General features: G+C 61.0%; 16 protein-coding genes and 2 pseudogenes. 7 read left to right on the top strand and 11 right to left on the bottom strand.

Annotated elements, in window-relative coordinates:
- Nucleotides 1-142 precede the first annotated feature (142 nt).
- Nucleotides 143-1666, top strand: coding sequence for an SPFH domain-containing protein (locus RIN13_RS04095; RefSeq protein WP_309106058.1), 1524 nt, complete (start codon nt 143-145; stop codon nt 1664-1666).
- A gap of 31 nt (nt 1667-1697) precedes the next feature.
- Here RIN13_RS04095 and RIN13_RS04090 read toward each other — a convergent pair whose 3' ends face one another.
- On the bottom strand, nt 1698-1934 hold the full coding sequence (locus RIN13_RS04090; RefSeq protein WP_309106057.1) for a hypothetical protein: 237 nt from the start codon (nt 1932-1934) through the stop codon (nt 1698-1700).
- Between the two features lie 88 nt (nt 1935-2022).
- On the opposite strand from RIN13_RS04090, the pseudogene RIN13_RS20475 reads away from it, so the two are divergent.
- A pseudogene (locus tag RIN13_RS20475) lies at nt 2023-3024 on the top strand (ScbA/BarX family gamma-butyrolactone biosynthesis protein); the annotation flags it as partial.
- A 16-nt stretch (nt 3025-3040) separates the two neighbouring features.
- Here RIN13_RS20475 and RIN13_RS04085 read toward each other — a convergent pair.
- Nucleotides 3041-3703, bottom strand: coding sequence for a ScbR family autoregulator-binding transcription factor (locus RIN13_RS04085; RefSeq protein ID WP_309106056.1), 663 nt, complete (start codon nt 3701-3703; stop codon nt 3041-3043).
- A gap of 92 nt (nt 3704-3795) precedes the next feature.
- Here RIN13_RS04085 and RIN13_RS04080 point away from each other — a divergent pair, with 92 nt between their 5' ends.
- Nucleotides 3796-4737: an NAD(P)-dependent oxidoreductase gene (locus RIN13_RS04080; RefSeq protein WP_309106055.1), complete on the top strand. Its 942-nt coding sequence runs from the start codon at nt 3796-3798 to the stop codon at nt 4735-4737.
- Nucleotides 4738-4997: 260 nt separating this feature from the next.
- Nucleotides 4998-5330, top strand: coding sequence for an Lsr2 family protein (locus tag RIN13_RS04075; RefSeq protein WP_309106054.1), 333 nt, complete (start codon nt 4998-5000; stop codon nt 5328-5330).
- Nucleotides 5331-5387: 57 nt separating this feature from the next.
- On the opposite strand, the gene RIN13_RS04070 is transcribed toward RIN13_RS04075, so the two are convergent.
- Nucleotides 5388-6086 (bottom strand): YafY family protein, encoded by a 699-nt coding sequence (locus RIN13_RS04070; RefSeq protein WP_309106053.1) that lies wholly within the window; start codon nt 6084-6086, stop codon nt 5388-5390.
- A 73-nt stretch (nt 6087-6159) separates the two neighbouring features.
- On the opposite strand from RIN13_RS04070, the gene RIN13_RS04065 reads away from it, so the two are divergent.
- On the top strand, nt 6160-6891 hold the full coding sequence (locus RIN13_RS04065) for an alpha/beta hydrolase (RefSeq protein ID WP_309106052.1): 732 nt from the start codon (nt 6160-6162) through the stop codon (nt 6889-6891).
- Nucleotides 6892-7003: 112 nt separating this feature from the next.
- A pseudogene (locus RIN13_RS04060) lies at nt 7004-7123 on the top strand (IS481 family transposase); the annotation flags it as partial.
- A 128-nt stretch (nt 7124-7251) separates the two neighbouring features.
- On the opposite strand, the gene RIN13_RS04055 reads toward RIN13_RS04060, so the two are convergent.
- Entirely contained in the window at nt 7252-7833 is a 582-nt protein-coding gene (locus tag RIN13_RS04055; RefSeq protein ID WP_309106051.1) for a sigma-70 family RNA polymerase sigma factor, read from the bottom strand.
- Between the two features lie 289 nt (nt 7834-8122).
- On the opposite strand from RIN13_RS04055, the gene RIN13_RS04050 reads away from it, so the two are divergent.
- Nucleotides 8123-8359 (top strand): hypothetical protein, encoded by a 237-nt coding sequence (locus tag RIN13_RS04050; protein ID WP_309106050.1) that lies wholly within the window; start codon nt 8123-8125, stop codon nt 8357-8359.
- Nucleotides 8360-9059: 700 nt separating this feature from the next.
- Here the strand turns inward: RIN13_RS04050 and RIN13_RS04045 are convergent.
- The 7 genes from RIN13_RS04045 to eat all read right to left on the bottom strand — a co-directional run bounded on the left by RIN13_RS04045 (nt 9060) and on the right by eat (nt 16958).
- Nucleotides 9060-9299: a hypothetical protein gene (locus tag RIN13_RS04045; RefSeq protein WP_309106049.1), complete on the bottom strand. Its 240-nt coding sequence runs from the start codon at nt 9297-9299 to the stop codon at nt 9060-9062.
- 158 nt (nt 9300-9457) lie between these two features.
- Entirely contained in the window at nt 9458-10894 is a 1437-nt protein-coding gene (locus tag RIN13_RS04040) for a sigma-70 family RNA polymerase sigma factor (protein ID WP_309106048.1), read from the bottom strand.
- Nucleotides 10895-11169: 275 nt separating this feature from the next.
- A complete protein-coding gene (locus RIN13_RS04035; RefSeq protein WP_375164682.1) occupies nt 11170-11949 on the bottom strand; it encodes a 3-oxoacyl-ACP reductase in 780 nt (259 codons plus the stop codon).
- A gap of 28 nt (nt 11950-11977) precedes the next feature.
- Nucleotides 11978-13345 carry an aldehyde dehydrogenase family protein gene (locus RIN13_RS04030; protein ID WP_309106047.1) on the bottom strand — a complete coding sequence of 456 codons (1368 nt, stop codon included), beginning with the start codon at nt 13343-13345 and terminating at the stop codon, nt 11978-11980.
- Nucleotides 13326-14093 carry a gamma-glutamyl-gamma-aminobutyrate hydrolase family protein gene (locus tag RIN13_RS04025; RefSeq protein WP_309106046.1) on the bottom strand — a complete coding sequence of 256 codons (768 nt, stop codon included), beginning with the start codon at nt 14091-14093 and terminating at the stop codon, nt 13326-13328. The genes RIN13_RS04030 and RIN13_RS04025 overlap by 20 nt, the downstream gene beginning before the upstream one ends.
- Entirely contained in the window at nt 14074-15456 is a 1383-nt protein-coding gene (locus RIN13_RS04020) for a glutamine synthetase family protein (RefSeq protein ID WP_309106045.1), read from the bottom strand. Before RIN13_RS04020 ends, RIN13_RS04025 begins: the two co-directional genes overlap by 20 nt.
- Before the next feature lie 65 nt (nt 15457-15521).
- Entirely contained in the window at nt 15522-16958 is a 1437-nt protein-coding gene (gene eat / locus RIN13_RS04015) for an ethanolamine permease (protein ID WP_309106044.1), read from the bottom strand.
- Nucleotides 16959-17033: the final 75 nt, after the last annotated feature.

Raw genomic sequence — 17033 nt, 5'->3', positions numbered from 1 at the left:
CCTCAATCCCCGGGATAGCGTGGTCCAAATGTGTTGATTCATCACGAATTGCCCGCGTCCTCGTTATGTATCCGTGCAGGCCAAGAGATACTTGTCTCTGGTCGTGGGGCCGTCTGGCTCGATGCAAATCCTAGGGGGAACAATGATTGAACTTCTGATCGGCGGGGGCGTGCTCGTCCTCCTGCTCATTGCCGGTTTCATGTACTACGTCATGAGCATCCGATTCGCTAAGCCGAACGAGGCAATGCTCATCACCGGCAAGAGCGACCCCAACCCAACAGAAGACATGTCCGAGGACCAGTCCCGCGTCGTGATCAACAACCGGGCCTTCGTCAACCCCATCACGGAACGCGTCAGTCACATCTCGTTGTCCTCGCGCCAGGTGGAAGTAACCATTGAAGCAATTTCCAATAACGGCATCCAACTCCGCCTGGCTGGCGTTGCCCAGGTTAAGGTCGGGGGAGACAAGGCCTCGGTCCGCAAGGCGGCCCAGCGCTTCCTCGACCAGCAGGACGCCATTGACCATTACACCCAGGAGACTCTCTCCGGATCATTGCGCTCGATTGTGGGTACGCTCAGCGTTGACGCCATTATCAAGGACCGCGCCCAGTTCGCTGCTTCGGTCAAGGAAGAGGCCGAACACTCGATGACCAACCAGGGTCTGGTCATCGACACGTTCCAGATCAAGTCCGTCGAGGATTCCAGCGGCTACCTCAAAAACCTTGGCCGCCCTGAGGCTGCTCTGGTGGCTCGCAATGCGAGTATCGCTGAAGCGAACTCCCAACGGGAAGCTGCGGAAGCAAAGGCCCTCGCGGACCAGAAGACCGCCGAAGCTGAACAGAAGCTGGCGCTCCGCCGCGCTGAACTCAAGCAGGAAACGGATGCCCGTCAAGCAGAAGCTGATGCGGCCGGCCCTCTGGCGCAGGCCGAGCAACAGCAGGCAATCATTCTCAAGAACCAGCAGGTGGTTGCACGTCAGGCTGAACTCCGCGAAAAGGAACTGGACATCGAGGTCCGGAAACCCGCTGACGCTGCCAAGTACAAGGTTGAAACCGAAGCGGCAGCCGATCTTGCGCGCCGCACACGCATCTCCGAAGCCACCAAGGTCGAAGCGGCTGCCGAACTCGAAACGCGCAAGCTGAAAGCAACCGGCAACGAGGTGGAAGCCCGGGCTCTCGCAGCAGCGAACACCGCCAAGGGCAACGCCGAAACCGAGATCAACAAGATCCGTGGCCTTGCTGAGGCCGAGGTCATCAAGTCCAAGGGTGTGGCGGAAGCTGATGTCATCGGGCTTCGCGGCAAGGCGGAAGCAGGAGCCATCGAAGCCCAGGCCAAGGCGTACAGCGAGTTCAACGAGGCTGCCATCCTGAACAAGGTCCTGGAGGTTTTGCCCGGCATCGCCAGGGAGATTGCCTCACCGATGGGGGCCATCAGCAACATGACGGTCATCTCCAACGACGGCGCAAGCCAGTTGAGTAAAAATGTTTCCTCGGGCGTTCAGGAGACAGCGCAGATGCTCAAGGACACCACAGGTTTCGACGTCATAGAGATGCTCTCCGGCTTCGGCAAGTCACGTCCGGCCGGCGAAGCCAAGAGCACCAACGATGGTGCCGTCGAGGAACCGGCGCGAACCGCCGTCGTCATTGACACGGCAAAGGACAAGTAACTCCCCAAAACAGGAGCACGACGCCGGGTGGCTAGCCGCGCCGCCCGGCGTCGTTGTCGACTCCGGGCACATTCTGATCAGAAATTACGGTGCCGGCCAACCGTTCCAGAGAACGGAGCAATGAACCGGTCCGCCGCATTGCCAGAACAGGATCCACCGGCCTCGCCGTCCGGGTTACGTCGAGATAAGCAGCCAAGGCTCCTTGAAGATTCTCGAATTCCCGGCGTCCGACAGAAACAGTGAGCCGCCTTCCTGATTTTTCAGGCATGTGCCACTCCTATTGATCCGATCAGTACTTGGCCTCAAGGGCGCGTGGGCAGCCTTCCGCGGGATGAGACTGTGGCCCGCCCCCAAAAATGCGCTGCGCATTGGCCACAGTACTAGCCTGGAACGGAATAAGCCATACGACCGGTATGCTTTTGCCACCAGCTCGTTGTGGAAGGGGGACCATGCATTTTGGTCGTGGGAGGCCCGGCAGCGGTGCGCCTGCTTGCGATGCAGGTGTCACGTTCAGCAGCACCGTTCCACGGGAGTTGGTGCACCGGTGGGGACTTTCCGAGGTATTTATGACTGATATCCGCAGAGTGGGCGACGGCCGCTACATTGCAGGCGCTCAATGGCCACGAATGCACACCTTTTACCATCCGATTCCTCGGGTCTACGACTCGGCGTTGATTGTGGAATCGCTTCGGCAGGCTACGATCCTCATAGCTCATTCGATGGAGGGCGTGCCCCTCGGTCAGGTCTTCCTCTTACCGGAGATGGCCGTTCAAGCCCTCGACGGGCACTCTCGCGATCCCAGCACACCGACAAACGTTCATATCAGTCTTGACGTGGATGTCCTGCAACGGACTCCCCGGGGACCCGCGAAATTACATGTCAAGGCACGGTTTTATGTGAACGGCGATTGCATCGCGACAGGGACAGCGGGTGCCCGCGTGGTCGACCCCTCCGCATATGCCCGCATGCGGCTCCGATCCGAAGCCGGAGATCCGCCCAGGCCTACCATCGCACTGCCGCCGGAGCAGGTGGGTCAGCGCCACCCCGGCCACGTGGTTATCGGCGAAAGCTCCCGCGATGGGACGTGGCCGCTGCACGTCGACAAGACGAATCCCATCATGTTTGACCATCCCCTGGACCACGTCCCCGGGGCTCTCCTGCTGGAAGCCATCCGCCAGGCGCTCCGGGCTCACACGAGGGAGCCTCACCTGGATTTTGTGAGCTTCGACGCCGCGTTCCTGAAAATCGTTGAGCTCAACGACAAAGCTGACGTTTCTATTTTGCCCAGCAAGAGCTATCACAACCGCACTAAAGCCACCGCCGAAATCAGGGTCGACGCGGATGTGCGCGTGGTGCTGACGTGCGAGTTTGAGCTCATGCCTGAGGGTTCGGATGGAACTCTGTGTCCGCGACACTCAGACGGACCAGCGTCAGGAACTCATCCCGTTTCGAGTCTGGCACCAGTGAGGGGAGCAGGATCGACCACATGTCCTCAATCCGCTCCAGCACATCCGCGCGTTCCGTGAGAATCGTGGACAGCATCTGCACTCCAGTGAATGACGCCACAAGGTACCGGGCGAAAGCAGCAGCGTCCACTGCATCTTTGATTTCACCTTTTGCCTGGCCCTGCCGGGTCAAGCTCTCCATGGTGCGGATCCAGTCATGATAAGGCTTAGTGACCTGCTGCCCGAAAGCGGACGCTTCGAGGGTCAATCGCACACCTGCACGGACTACTGGTTCCCTGACCAGCTGTCTGGCGAAACTTCCACAGATCATGACCATAGTAGACAAAGCATCGCGTCCATACGACGCCGTACGTCGGGCTTCTTTAGTAACAAGGGCATGCTGTGCCTCGATGACAGCAAGGGCCAGGTCTTCCTTGGAACTGAAGTGAAAGTACAGGGCACCCTTCGTCACACCTGCCCGTTCGGCTACAGTACTCAGGCTCGCACTGCCATAGCCTGCTTCTTCGAACACTGCAGCGGCCCCGGCCACTATGGAGCCCCTCGTCACCCTCGCACGTTCCTGCACAGGCATATATACAATTCCTCGTTGACTGGATGTGCCACCAAACTCCGGGCCTCGTCCCGCACAAGACCAAGAACTCTCCCCGCCTGGCAGAGCGAATCATGAAAAAAGGTTCGCGGAAGCCGATAGTTCTGCTCACAGGCGCATCCGGATTCATCGGCCGCAGCATCCTTGAAGCCATCACCGCTCGCGGCGAAAACGACCTTCGCATCTTGGCACGTCCGACGACAGTCCTCCCGGAGAGCCGTAAGGCCAGCATATACGTCGGGGACATTACCGACGTCGACAGCCTTAACAGTGCCATCGCTGGAGCCGACACAATTGTTAACGCTGCCACGTACACCGGCGCAGACGCCTTAACGGCAACTGAGGTCAACTCGGACGGCACCGGCAATCTTCTCGATGCCGCCGCCCGAAACAGTGTCTCGCGGTTCATACAGATCAGCACCACGTCTGTTTACGGAACAGGCCCACACAGAGGAGAGGGCACTTCTCTCCCCTATGCACCCGAATCCGCTGCAAGCCGCTCACGGGCGTCAGCTGAACGTCTGGTCCTGAATGCCGGAGGCAGCGTAATTCGCACTGGGCTGATCTACGGCCAGGGAGACAAATGGTTTATCCCGGCCCTGATTCGCATGGCTGCCGTCGTGGGTGGACCAGTTGGTGACGGCAGCTCAAAACTGTCCGTGATCGACGTAGGGCATCTGGGCCAGCTGATCTCAGCTCTGGTAGGTCCGGGCTTAGGCGCCGGGATTTCGGGGCCATTCCACGCCGCGGAACCAGAACCGGTGAGTGTGGAACGGCTACTGCTTGAGATCCAGGACAAGATCACCGGGCCACTGGGGTCAGCCTCGACGGATTTTGAACGCTCCCTTATCCTCCTTCTCCAAAGCGGATTCACCAGCCACCAGGCCGCACTGCTCTCGCAAGACCATTGGTATGAGTCGGACCGGTTGTGGGCCCTCACCGGCCTGAACCCCCCAGCCTTCACGATTTCTGCGGAAGCGGCCCTCTGGTACCGCCGTTTCACCAAGCGCTACTGACAGAGCCTTTCGGACTAAGCCCACTGCCTGTTAGATGGCTCGACGGCGTCCTGCGTCACGATTAGCCGTTTTCACGGTCTTAAGGAGTGTTCGGGCACAGGCATATCAGCTGCCCGCATGCATGAATCCGCCGAGGATCTGCAGTACGCCGGCGGAGGGGGATTCTGGCGGTGTAAGCGCTGGATTCCTGCGGCCGGTTGTGAAGCAGCCCGCAACCGGCCGCACCTGCCAGCACAGACTCTGAATAAAGGAATGACTTTATGGCAACAAAGATAGTGACCGAATTCGTCGATGATCTGGACGGAACCACGGCCGACAGAACCGTGTCTTTCATGATTGATGGGGCTCACTACGAAATCGATCTATCGGCCATGAATGCCGCTGCATTGAGGGAGCTGCTTACGCCCTACATGACAGCTGGGCGGAAGGTAACTGGCAGGAATCGCCGAGAAAACGCCGTCCGCCAAGCCCGACGAGTTCCGTCCAACGCGTCCAGCATTCGTGAATGGGCTGAACGAAATGGCTATGCAGCCAACAGCAGGGGAAGGCTACCCGCTGAGATCCTGGACGCCCACGAACTAGCCACTGCCTGACCTTAACAGGCAAAACCCCTGTCTTGTTGTACTGACCGGATACGTTGATTGAGTGGCTCACTCACCACGACCGTGTACGGGTCTGGCGTTCGCTGGGGGTTCTCCGACCTCGTGGATGGTGTGGCCGCTGCAGGCCGCCTTAGTTACGGTGGCCTGCTCGATGCGCGACACGGTAAACCATCGCATTGCGTCGCGCATTCGGCACCATCCAATCAGGTACCACTGGCCGTTCGTGGAGGCGAACAGCACGGGCTCGACGTCGCGGGTGGTCGTAGTCTCGTCTCTCGATGTGTAGCGAATACGGACTACTCGCTGCTCGGCCATCGCCTCCTCCAGTGCCGACTTGATTGCGCGCGAGGACGAGGGAAGCGCATTGACCCAGACGCGGTGGGCCAGCTTGTCGGCTCGTGCGCGGGTTTTGGGATCGAGGACGTCCAGAATCTTCTGAATACCTGCTGCTGCCAGATCGGCGTAGGGGGCATCGGGTGCAGCGGACACGGCTGCCATGAGCGCCACTGCCTGCCCTGAGGACAGGCTGACAGGTGGCAGGGACGCGCCGATAGCCAATCCGTAGCCACCGCCCGGACCTGGGCGCGACCATAGAGGCGCACCGCTGTTCTCCAGCGCATCGAGGTCTCTCTTGATTGTGCGCACGGACACCTCGAACTCTCTCGCCAACCGTTCGGCGGAGACCCCCCGCGCGCCGCTGCGGCGCAACATCTCTGATAGAGCATGGAGCCGTTCTGCTCGCTTCACTGCTCAGACCCAGACAAATTCATGACATAAATAGTGACATACCAATGTCCATAGGGCCTGCGAGAGTTGTGACATGACAACCGCTATGAGCAGTCCGACCATCATTCTCATCGCCGGCCACTGGCTGGGCGCTTGGGCGTGGGATGAAGTTCTTGAACACCTGAAAACCGACCACTCTCGTGCCATCGCGATGACACTGCCCGGTCTCGACGCGCACGATCCTGAGCGTGCGACTAAAACCCTCGACGCCCAGGCTGAGGCAATCCTGGGCGTCATTACTCAACACGGTAAACAGCCTGCAATTCTCGTCGCCCACAGTGGGGCCAACGCTCCCGTCAGCCTCGTCATGGACCGATACCCTGAGCTTGTCCACCGGGTAGTGTGGGTCGACTCCGGCCCTGTAGCGACGGGAAGTGTCTTCGCCCCAGACCTCCCGGAGGAGTTGGAGGAGCTTCCGCTGCCGCCCTTCGACGTCCTCGCACAGCAGGCGAGCCTCGAAGGACTGAGCGCAGAGGTGCTCGAGCAGTTTAGGGCCCGAGCCGTCCCTGAGCCCGGCCCCGTGCTTCGTCAGCCCATTGAGCTCACCAACGACGCCCGCCGCAAGGTCCGGACGACCCTGGTTTGTTGCTCAATCCCTAGTGCGCAGGTGCTGGAGCTGGCCCAAACCGGTCATCCCATGTTCACCGAAGTCGCGAACCTTGAACACCTCGACGTCATTGACCTCCCGACGGGCCATTGGCCTATGTGGAGCAGTCCCCGCGACCTCGCCAAGGCCATTCAGTCCGAGGCTTCCCGAACCAACTGAACTGCACGCACAACCTAAGGGGTCAGCCGAATTCCGGCTGGCCCCTTTCCGTTTCTGAGGGAATTCATGACCCACGCAAACGCTGCTCTCACACCGCTCCACCGGCTAAAGGCATCCCGGCTCCGTGATTCATGTAGATGTGATCCCCGACGGCGGAGGCTGGCGCTACGTCGGCCGCCGACAAGGCGAGAAGAACCGCGCCAAGACACCCGGCAAGCCGCGCAACAAACACAGTGTGAATTCAAGCACAAGCGCACCCGCCCGTATCGCCCACAGACGAACGGCAAGATCGAGCGCTTCCACCGACCCCCACCGCATGCGGCAGCCAGCCCCCCTTCCACGATTGATCATCGTATCCGGTCAGTACAGCTGGTCCTCTAGTGGTGGATTTACTACCCCTTGGCTCTCTTCGAACAGCATGTTAGCGTAGGCATCCCGTAGTCCGGCGCGCGCCCGTCTTACTAAGGCGGACACCGCGTTGGGTTTTATGCCCAGGGCAGGTCCAATCCGCCGAGGCGGCTCCTGCAGGACATCGGCATACCAGAGTGCGCTCTGCCATCGCGCAGGCAAGGACTGCAAAGCAGCCAGGACCCGCTCATTGCCATCATGGTCGAAAACCCGGTGCAGCCGGTCGTCGTGGGTAGGGCCGTGCGTTGCATCCAGCACGCCGGCTTCCACCGGCACTTCCCTCGAATTCTTACTCCACCACTCAGCGGCACAGCTCTTGATTGCCGTAAAGAGGTAGCCCGGGAAATTCTCAAGCGGACCGTTTCCGTTGGCCACTGCACTGATGGTTTTGGCGAAGGCCTCCTGCACAAGATCCTTCGCGTCATGCTCGGTCCGAACCAGTCCCCGGGCAAATGACAGTGCAGCTGCGGCATGCCGCCGATACAACACATCTGCCGCTTCCGTGCTCCCAGCCCTCAGTGCCGTTAGCAGCACGGGATCCCCCATCCCAACTGTTCCAAGCGGCGGTTCGCCTGAAGTCCCCTGTAAAGCCAACCTGTTTGTTCCGTTCGTTCATCGGCACAGGCCGGACGCCACCTACCAAGCAGTTAGAACTGACGAGTGGAAATTCATGACGTGATCTAGTCATTCATCCACATGCTGGGCAGACAGATTCCGCATAGTGGTCGTTTTAGGCGGGTCAATATCCGCCCGGACGTCGATTCTCAATCGATCCAACATTTCCGTCGCGTCACGATTCGCTTCCCCGGGAGTCAATCAGGGCATGAGTGAAGAACACCTCCAGCTGAAGAACGTTCAGGAGGCAGCCACGGTGACAGCAACGGTGGGTGCCCGGCAATTTGGAAAGCTGACGCACGAATGGTCCGAATACTGTTCCATCACAGACCCGCTAAATGGACCCATTGATCCCGTTGAGGCCCTGCACCGGACAGGAACTCTCCTCCACGCCGTCGGTGATGTAATTGCTTCCGCCAGATCCACAAATCAGGGTCCTTCATAAGTCCACTGGCCTCATGACGAACCAGCGCCGTCACGAAAAGCCGGCATCGAGGTTATACAGCTGTGCAGGGAGTGGGCTCCGTAGCCCTTGTACTGCAGTAAGTCCCCCTTACTGCAGATTGCACTGCACCGAGGCGGAGCAGCACAAAATGCTTCCGCAAGGGGCTGGCGGTATCCGCAAACCTTGAGACGTGATCGGATACCGCCTGCCCCTGGCCCAGATCAGGCCAGGCCTGACCCTCATACGGTCAGCCCGGGCTGAGCCTTTCCATTCTCGGGGACAATGCCCGCGCCTGGCGCACGCAGAGGCACACTGGCAAAGGCCACCCGAAGGGCTGCGCGCGCATCTTTAAGGACGGCTGAAAACAGCTCCGGACTTATCTGCAGTAGTGGTCCGGCCTCGGCCGGAGTCAAGCCCTGCATATCGGAATACCAGAGGGCCCGGCGCCAATCTTCCGGAATGGTGGCAAATGCCCCGATCACGTAAGTACCCGCTGCCTGCCTATGGCAAACCCCAGCCCTCTCCGTCACGGACGGCGCTGATGGGAAAGGATCGATTCTGGACATTCGGGCTCCGCAGGATTGGGGTCCCGAGCAACTCGGAACAGGGAATGCCCTAACGCAACCACCCGCAGATCAATCGGGAGACGTTTGGTCATAAAGAACATGGAAAAGTCACCGGATGACGCAGGGCTTTAGATTTATGTCCGTTGCGGGGCGTCCTCGCCATTGGATCCGCCCAACCTGGTTCCTGGCTCCAGCGTGCTCATCAGCTGCTCCAGGGCGCGGAGAACAGCCCCTGTCCGTTGCATCGCCAGGACCGGGTCGACCGCTTCGAGGCTCTCGGTTGCTTGGAGATAAGAAGCCCATGCACCCGCGAGTTCTTCGAACTCCCGACGGCCCACAGACAAGGTGAGCCGCCCTCCTGATTCGCCAGGCATGCCTAGTCTCCTCAAATTAATACGTATGCTGATTAATTCCCAATACTACCGGTTTGAAGCGCTGGTCCTTCTGCGGAAGCGCCGGTATCGCCCTGACGTCAGGACCCTCCTCCGGTTGCCGTGTAACTCATGGAGCCTGGCCTTGATGGCGACGGCTCCTAAATGATGAAACACAAATCAAAAATGATGGGGCAGTTTGGTTCACGCGGGGGGTCAGTAGGCGTAACGGTCGGAGTCGGGGTGGGGGTCGGAGTCGGAGTCGGAGTCGGGGTGGGGGTCGGAGTTGGAGTCGGAGTCGGGGTGGGGGTCGGAGTTGGGGTGGGGGTCGGAGTCGAAGTCCGTGGTGGCCTAGGGGTTGGCGTCGCTGTCACCGATGGGGAGGCAACAGCGGTGGGCGCCGGTGTCGGAGTCGAGATGGGAGACGCCGTCGGCCTGGCCGGAACACCTCCCCCGGCACTACGCGGGCCAGCGGCAGGAACTGGCGGCCAAGGCCCCACAGGTGCCATTCCATGAAAGGCGCCGGTGTCAGGTTCAGCGAAGAGGGACCCTGCCGGGTAATCCGAGCCCGGTGAGCCAGGGTCCTCCGCAGGCAAGGGCCCGGAGGTGGGGGGCGGCGCCGTGTTGGTGATTGCGGGAGGCAGCTCCGGACTTGCAGGAACTGCTCGGCTCAACTCAGTTTCATGCGGGGGCGGCGCAGCGCTCGGTCCGCTGCTGAAAAAACCACCCGCTACAGCGACGGCGGCCACAGCTCCGACCGCCAGAGTCACCACGCCCGCGGCAGCCGCCGTTGCTGTCCAACGCGGAGGGAAATGGTCTTGCAGAGAGAAGCGGGCGCCGCCCAGGGCAGGGCCGAGGAGCACAAAGGGGGCAACGATGCCCCTCATTGTCGCTCCGACGTCGGTCAGCTGAGCCAGGACCTTGGCGCAGTCTTCACAGTCGCGGATGTGTTCGTGCACCTTCCTCCGATCACGAGCAGAGCTGGTCCCCAGCACCGTCGCGGCAAGGTAGGGAAAAGTCGGCTCGCAGTCTGAGCGCAGAGGGGCCTCCGCATAGGCGCTGAGATAGGCCTCACGAAGCCCTTTCCTTGCCCGTAAGAGCAGTGCCGAAACAGCCCCGGGTTCCATGCCGAGGACTGGGGCGATCTTGCGGGGTGGTTCCCGTTCCACTTCCGCATGCCAGAGGACAGTCATCCACCGCAATGGGAGTGACTGGAATGCTTTCATGACCAATTCGGGGTCATCCCGCTGAAACAGGGAGGCCAGCGAGGCGTCCTCCACCGGGGTATCACCGGCGTTTTCCGTGGGTGTCTCCTTGGCCTGGTTCTCCCAGTGGTCAGCGGCGACGGTGCGCACTGCCCTCAGAAAGTACGGCCTGAATGCAGTTTCCGGCCCGTTGCCGCGCTCCATGGCCGAGACGACTTTGAGGAACGCTTCCTGGGTGACGTCTTCGGCGTCTGCCTTGTTGCCCGTTAGCCGCCGCGCGAACTTTAGACCGGCGTCGTGATGCCTGTTGTAGAGGACCTCCAAGGCAGTGCGGTCGCCCTCGCGGCCGGAACGGATGAGATCCTCGTCCGCAACGTCCGTTGCTTTCTGCATTGTCCTGGCACCGCCTATCAGTTCTTTCGACCCGCGGTTTTCGCGTGAAACTCCCCGCCACCCAACTCCGGGCTCATACTTAACCCACTCCTCACGAAATCGTGACGCCGATGCCGGCTCGGGTTCCTAAAACGTTGCCCAAGGAGCCGAGGAGGCCTCGGGAACTGTGCCATTGGGGCCTGCTCACCAAAGATGGCCCGGCGCTTCCCAGCGCCGGGCCATCTCCCCCGTTTGGCTATGCTCCGGTCCGCCACAGAGGTGAACCGGAAACCGGATCACTGCGGCGTTACGTACGCTCCCGAGATTCCGCCGTCCACCAGGAATGTGGAGGCCGTCATGAAGGATGAGTCGTCACTGGCCAAGAAGGCCACTGCGGCGGCAAGTTCCTCGGGTTCGGCGAACCTGCCCAAGGGAATATGGACCAGGCGCCTGGCCGCCTTTTCCGGGTCCTTTGCGAACAGCTCCTTCAGGAGCGGAGTGTTGACAGGTCCCGGGCAGAGGGCATTGACCCGGATGCCCTGGCGGGCGAATTCGACGCCGAGTTCCCGGCTCATGGCCAGGACTCCGCCTTTGGAGGCACTGTAGGAGATCTGCGAGGTTGCTGCCCCCAGCACCGCGACGAAGGAGGCCGTATTGATGATGGACCCCTTGCCTTGTGCCTGCATGTACGGCAGGGCGTATTTGCAGCAGTAGAAAACCGACGTCAGGTTCACTTCCTGGACCTTGCGCCAGGCGTCGATGCCTGTGTCCAGGATGGAAGCGTCATCCGGCGGGGAGATGCCGGCGTTGTTGAAGGCAATATCAACACTTCCGTAGGTTTCGTTGGTCACGGCATAGAGGTTCTTGACGTCCTCTTCGCTGGTGACGTCCACTTTGACGAAAAGGCCGCTTACCTCTTCCGCAGCGCGCAATCCGGCGGTGGGGTCGACGTCGGCGATGACTACCTTGGCACCTTCAGAAGCGAGGCGGCGGGCTGTGGCCAGGCCGATTCCGCTGGCCCCACCGGTGATGACGGCGCTGCGGTCCTTGAGACGGTTTGAGATTACTTCGATCATTGCTGGCATCCTTGCTCTTGCTTGGGCGTTAAGCCCGGGTGGAAATAAAGACGTTCTTCGTCTCGGTGAAGGCGTTCAATGCATCCGGTCCGAGCTCGCGTCCGAGGCCGGACTGTTTGAACCCGCCGAACGGGGTTGAATATCTGACCGAAGAGTGCGAATTCACGGAAAGATTCCCCGATTCCAGGCCGCGAGCCATCCGCAAGGCGCGCCCGACGTCCCGGGTCCAGATAGAGCCCGAGAGCCCATAAATCGAATCGTTCGCCAGCCGCAGGGCGTCCGCTTCGTCGTCGAACGGTACGACGGCGACGACGGGGCCGAAGATCTCCTCGTACATAACCCTGTCGCCGGGGGACGGAGTGAGAACCGTGGGAGGAAACCAGAAACCCTTCCCGGCCGGAGCCGAACCGCGGAACGCGACAGGTGCCCCCTCCGGGACGTACCCGGAAACCGTCCGGTGCTGGGCGGCAGAAATCAGCGGACCCATAAACGAGGACTCATCCCCCGGGTCCCCCACGTTCAAGGCCTCAACAATCGGCTGCAGGAGTCCGAGGAACTCTTCATACACGCTCCGCTGGACCAGGATCCGGGAACGGGCGCAGCAGTCCTGGCCGGCGTTGTCGAAGGCCCCGCCGGGTGCAGCGGCAGCCGCTTCTTGCAGATCCGCATCCGCAAAGATGATGTTGGCACTCTTGCCGCCCAGTTCGAGCGTGACAGGTTTCACCTGGTCTGCGCAGCCCGCCATAATGCGCTTGCCCACTGCTGTGGATCCAGTGAAAACCACCTTCCGCACTGCCGGATGCGTGACAAACCGCTCCCCTACCACCGAGCCCTTGCCCGGGATGATGGTCAGCACGCCGTCCGGGATGCCGGCCTCGCGGGCGAGCTCGCCAATCCGAACTGCAGTCATCGGTGTCAGCTCGGCCGGTTTGAGGACAACGGTGTTGCCCGCGGCGAGCGCGGGGGCGAAACCCCACGCTGCGATGGGCATGGGAAAGTTCCAAGGAACGATGACACCCACGACGCCGAGAGGTTCGTTGAAAGTGACGTTGATTCCCCCGTCCACGGGGATCTGCTGGCCGAGGTGCCTCTCCGGTGCGGCAGCGTAGTAGGACAGAACGTCCCGGACGTTGCCCGCTTCCCAGCGGGCGTTGCCGATGGTGTGGCCAGCGTTGAGCACTTCCAGCTGAGCCAGATTCTCCAGGTCGGAGTCGACGGCGGCGGCAAAGCGGCGCAGCAGCAATGCCCTGTCTGCGGGTGCGACGTGACGCCAGCTTTCAAACGCCCGGGCGGCTTTTTGTATGGCCGTGTCTGTCTCCTCCAGGGTCGCCAGTTCCAAGGTGTGGATGACTTCCTCGGTGGCTGGATTTAGTACCTCATACGTACTGCTGGACATCAGCAGAACCCTCCATTCGATGTGTTCTGTAACGGCGTGCTTCCTCGATGAACCCGCGGAACAGCCGCAGGTCATCCGCGTTTTGTTCAGGATGGAACTGGACGCCGAGAACCCAGCCGCCGGATGTCGTTTCGACTGCTTCTACCGTGCCGTCCAACGCCTCCGCGGTGACGCGAAGACCGTGTGCCACCTCATCGATGGCCTGATGGTGATAGCAGGGAGCGCTTGCTCGTGAGCCCAGAAGCCGTTCGCTGATACTCCCGGTGACGGTGGTGAATTCGACGCTGCCGAATACCCCGGGCGCCGGTTGATAATCTGCCTCAGGATTCACATCCGGAATGTGCTGGATCAGGGTTCCGCCCAACGCAACGTTGAGGATCTGGGCCCCACGGCAAATTGCGAAGAGCGGCAACTGGTACTCCAATGCGGCGCTGGTCAGCGCGATGTCATGGTGGTCCCGGTTGGCCTGGGAGCGAGTCAGCGAGTGAGACTGTGCCCCGTAGTGTTCAGGGCCGACGTCGGATCCCCCTGAGATGATCAGCCCGTCGAGCAGCTCAACAATCGAAGGATCTGTCCCTACCGGCGGCAGCAGGACCGGAGTTCCTCCGGCCGCCGCGACCGCCTGGACATACGTTCCGGGCAGGATGGCAGCTTCTGAGGTCCAGACACCCCAGGAGGCCTCCTGGTAGTAGGTGGTCAGCCCGATACGCGGACGGTACGAACCAGAATCAGAGGCGCTCAAAGACACGCTTGCGCTCCCAGTCCGTCACTGCACTGTCAAAGGCCTTCAACTCGACGTCGGCGGCGTGGACGTAGTGGTCCACCACCTCATCCCCGAAGGACTTGCGCGCAATCTCGCTGCCGGCGAGCAATGCCCGGGAATCACGGAGGTTGCCGGGGATCCTGGCCGCATCGGAGAGGTAGGCGTTGCCGGTCATGATCGGTTCGAGCGTGAGTTCATTTTCAATGCCGTGTATCGCTGCGGCAATCAGCGATGCTGCAGCCAAGTACGGGTTGACGTCTCCTCCGCCTACCCGGTTTTCGACCCGCATCCCCCGGCCGCGACCCACCACGCGCAGGGCGCAGCTGCGATTGTCCAGGCCCCACGCGATGGCAGTAGGCGCAAAACTGCCCTCAACGAAGCGCTTGTAGGAATTGATATTTGGCGCCTGGAAGTAGGCCAGCTCCTGCAGCGCAGCGAGCTGTCCCGCGATGAAGTGCTCCATGAGAGGGCTGAAACCATGCTCGCCATCCCCCGGCAGTACCGGGTTTCCGTCAAGGTCCGTCAGGCTGAAGTGGATGTGGCAGGAGCTGCCCTCGCGTTCGTTGTACTTCGCCATGAACGTGATGCTCTTACCGTGCTGATCGGCGATTTCCTTGGCGCCGTTCTTGTAGAAAGCATGGTTGTCGCACGCGGTCAGCGCCTCGGCGTAGCGGAAGGTGATTTCCTGCTGGCCGTAGTTGCACTCCCCTTTGGAAGATTCGACGACGAGTCCCGCTTTTTCCATGTTCGTCCGGATGTTGCGGATCACAGGTTCCAGCCGTGCGGTGGCAAGCAGAGAGTAATCCACGTTATAGCTCGTGGACGGGGTAAGGGCTTCGTACTTCTTGTCCCATGCTTCGGCGTAACTGTCATCGAACATGATGAACTCGAGTTCGGTGCCAATGTGCGCCCGGTAACCCAGCTTCTCCAGCCGATCGATCTGTCCCCGCAGGATCTGCCGCGGAGACTGCGCGACTGGGCTCCCGTCGAGCCAGAGGATGTCGCACTGGATCATGGCGGTACCCTCCAGCCAGGGAACCAGGCGCAGGGTGGAGACATCGGGCCTCATCACCATGTCCCCATACCCGTTCTCCCATGACGACATGCTGTAGCCGTCAATCGTGTTCATCTCCACGTCTACGGACAGGAGGTAATTGCAGCCCTCTGCTCCGTGGCCCAGGACGTCTTCAAGGAAGGATCTGGCACCGCATCGCTTTCCCTGCAGCCGGCCAAGGGAGTCGGTAATGGCAACCACCACTGTGTCGATTGTTCCGGCAGCCACCATCTCCCTGAGTGCGTCGACACTCAAGGGGGCATTTGATGCGGTTCCATTTGATTGCTGTGTCATTTTTTTCCGTAACCTTGTCTTCCTTAGGGGACCGGGAACCTGGGCCCACGGTCTCACCCGAGTTGTCAGTGCTGAAGTTCGGCCTCCGCCGCTGCCAGATGTGCGAACTCTTCTTCGGGGGCACCGGCGACGATGTGGTGGCGGCTGTAGAACCAGTAGTAGAGCAGTGCCGCCCCGAAAATTGCTGCGGTAATGGTTGCGGCAAAGACGTCGACGACGAACGTGGCCACGACCGCCACAAGCGCCAGCACCAACGCGACCGAGGTGGTCCAGATGCCACCTGGGGTGCGGTAGCCGCGCTGCAGGTCAGGTTCCTTTATGCGCAGCACTATGTGGGACAGGTTCAGCAGCACGTAGGAGACTGTGGCGCCGAAGACTGCAATGTTGATCAGCAGGGCGCCGTTGCCGGTGGCTGCTGCCAGAGTGAAGCCGATGGTACCCGGCACAATGAGCGCCAGGTAGGGTGTGTGCCTCTTGCCTGTCAGGGATAGCCACTTCGGCAAATAGCCAGCCCTTGAGAGTGCGAACATCTGCCGAGAATAGGCGTAGATGATGGAGAAGAAGCTGGCCACCAGCCCGGCGAGGCCTGCATAGTTCACGAAGTCGGCCAGGAACGTGTTACCGCCGTACGCAAGGCGAAGAGCCTCCGGCAGCGGATTGTTTGATGTGCTCATGGCCGTGGAACCGGCGGCGCCAGGGACAAGCACCAACATCAGGGCACCGAAGACCACCAGGATCGCCATTGCCGCAATGATTCCGCGGGGCATGTCCTTCTTCGGGTCCGCGGTTTCCTCTGCTGCCAGCGGGACGCCCTCGACAGCCAGGAAGAACCAGATCCCGTAAACCAGTGCACCAACAATTCCGCTGATTCCCATCGGCAGGAAGGCGCTGGACGCCGGTGAGCCATTGGGAACAATGTCAAAGAGGTTAGCTGCGTCGAAGTGCGGGATGAGACCAACCACCACTGCGAAGAGGGCCACCACCGCTACAGCCGTGATGCCGAAGATCAGCTTCAGGGCCTCGCCAACACCCCGGAGATGGATGCCCACGAAGATCGCATACGTCACGAGATACACGGGCCAGGAGTTGGTAAGGCCGAAGAGCCCCAGCGCCTCCACATAGCCGCCGATAAAGATCGCGATGGCGGCAGGAGCCACGGCGTACTCAATCAGCACTGCCATTCCGGTCGCGAAGCCTCCCAGCGGACCCAATGCCCTGCGGGCGAAGCCATAGCCGGCGCCGGCGGTGGGGAGGGTGGAGGACAGTTCGGCCAAGCCGAAGACCATGCACCCGTACATGATTCCCATCAGTACGAATGCGATGAGGAGGCCACCCCACCCGCCTTGGGCCAACCCAAGGTTCCAGCCAGCGAAGTCCCCCGAAATCACGTAGGCGACGCCGAGCCCCGCCAAGAGAATCCAGCCCGCTGCACCCCGTTTCAGCTGCCTGTGTTTCAGGTACCCGTCGTCGTCCTTAAGTGAATCCGCGCTGGAGGCTGGCATCCTGTTTCCTTCTTTCGAGGGACCATGGTTTCAATGGACTATTTTTAGTCCACTGGCTCCTGCCCAAGTGTGGTA

The organism is Arthrobacter sp. (assembly GCF_031179985.1).
Taxonomy (GTDB): domain Bacteria; phylum Actinomycetota; class Actinomycetes; order Actinomycetales; family Micrococcaceae; genus Arthrobacter.
Note: the sequence above shows the minus strand (reverse complement) of the source record. Positions and strands in the feature narration are given on the sequence as shown.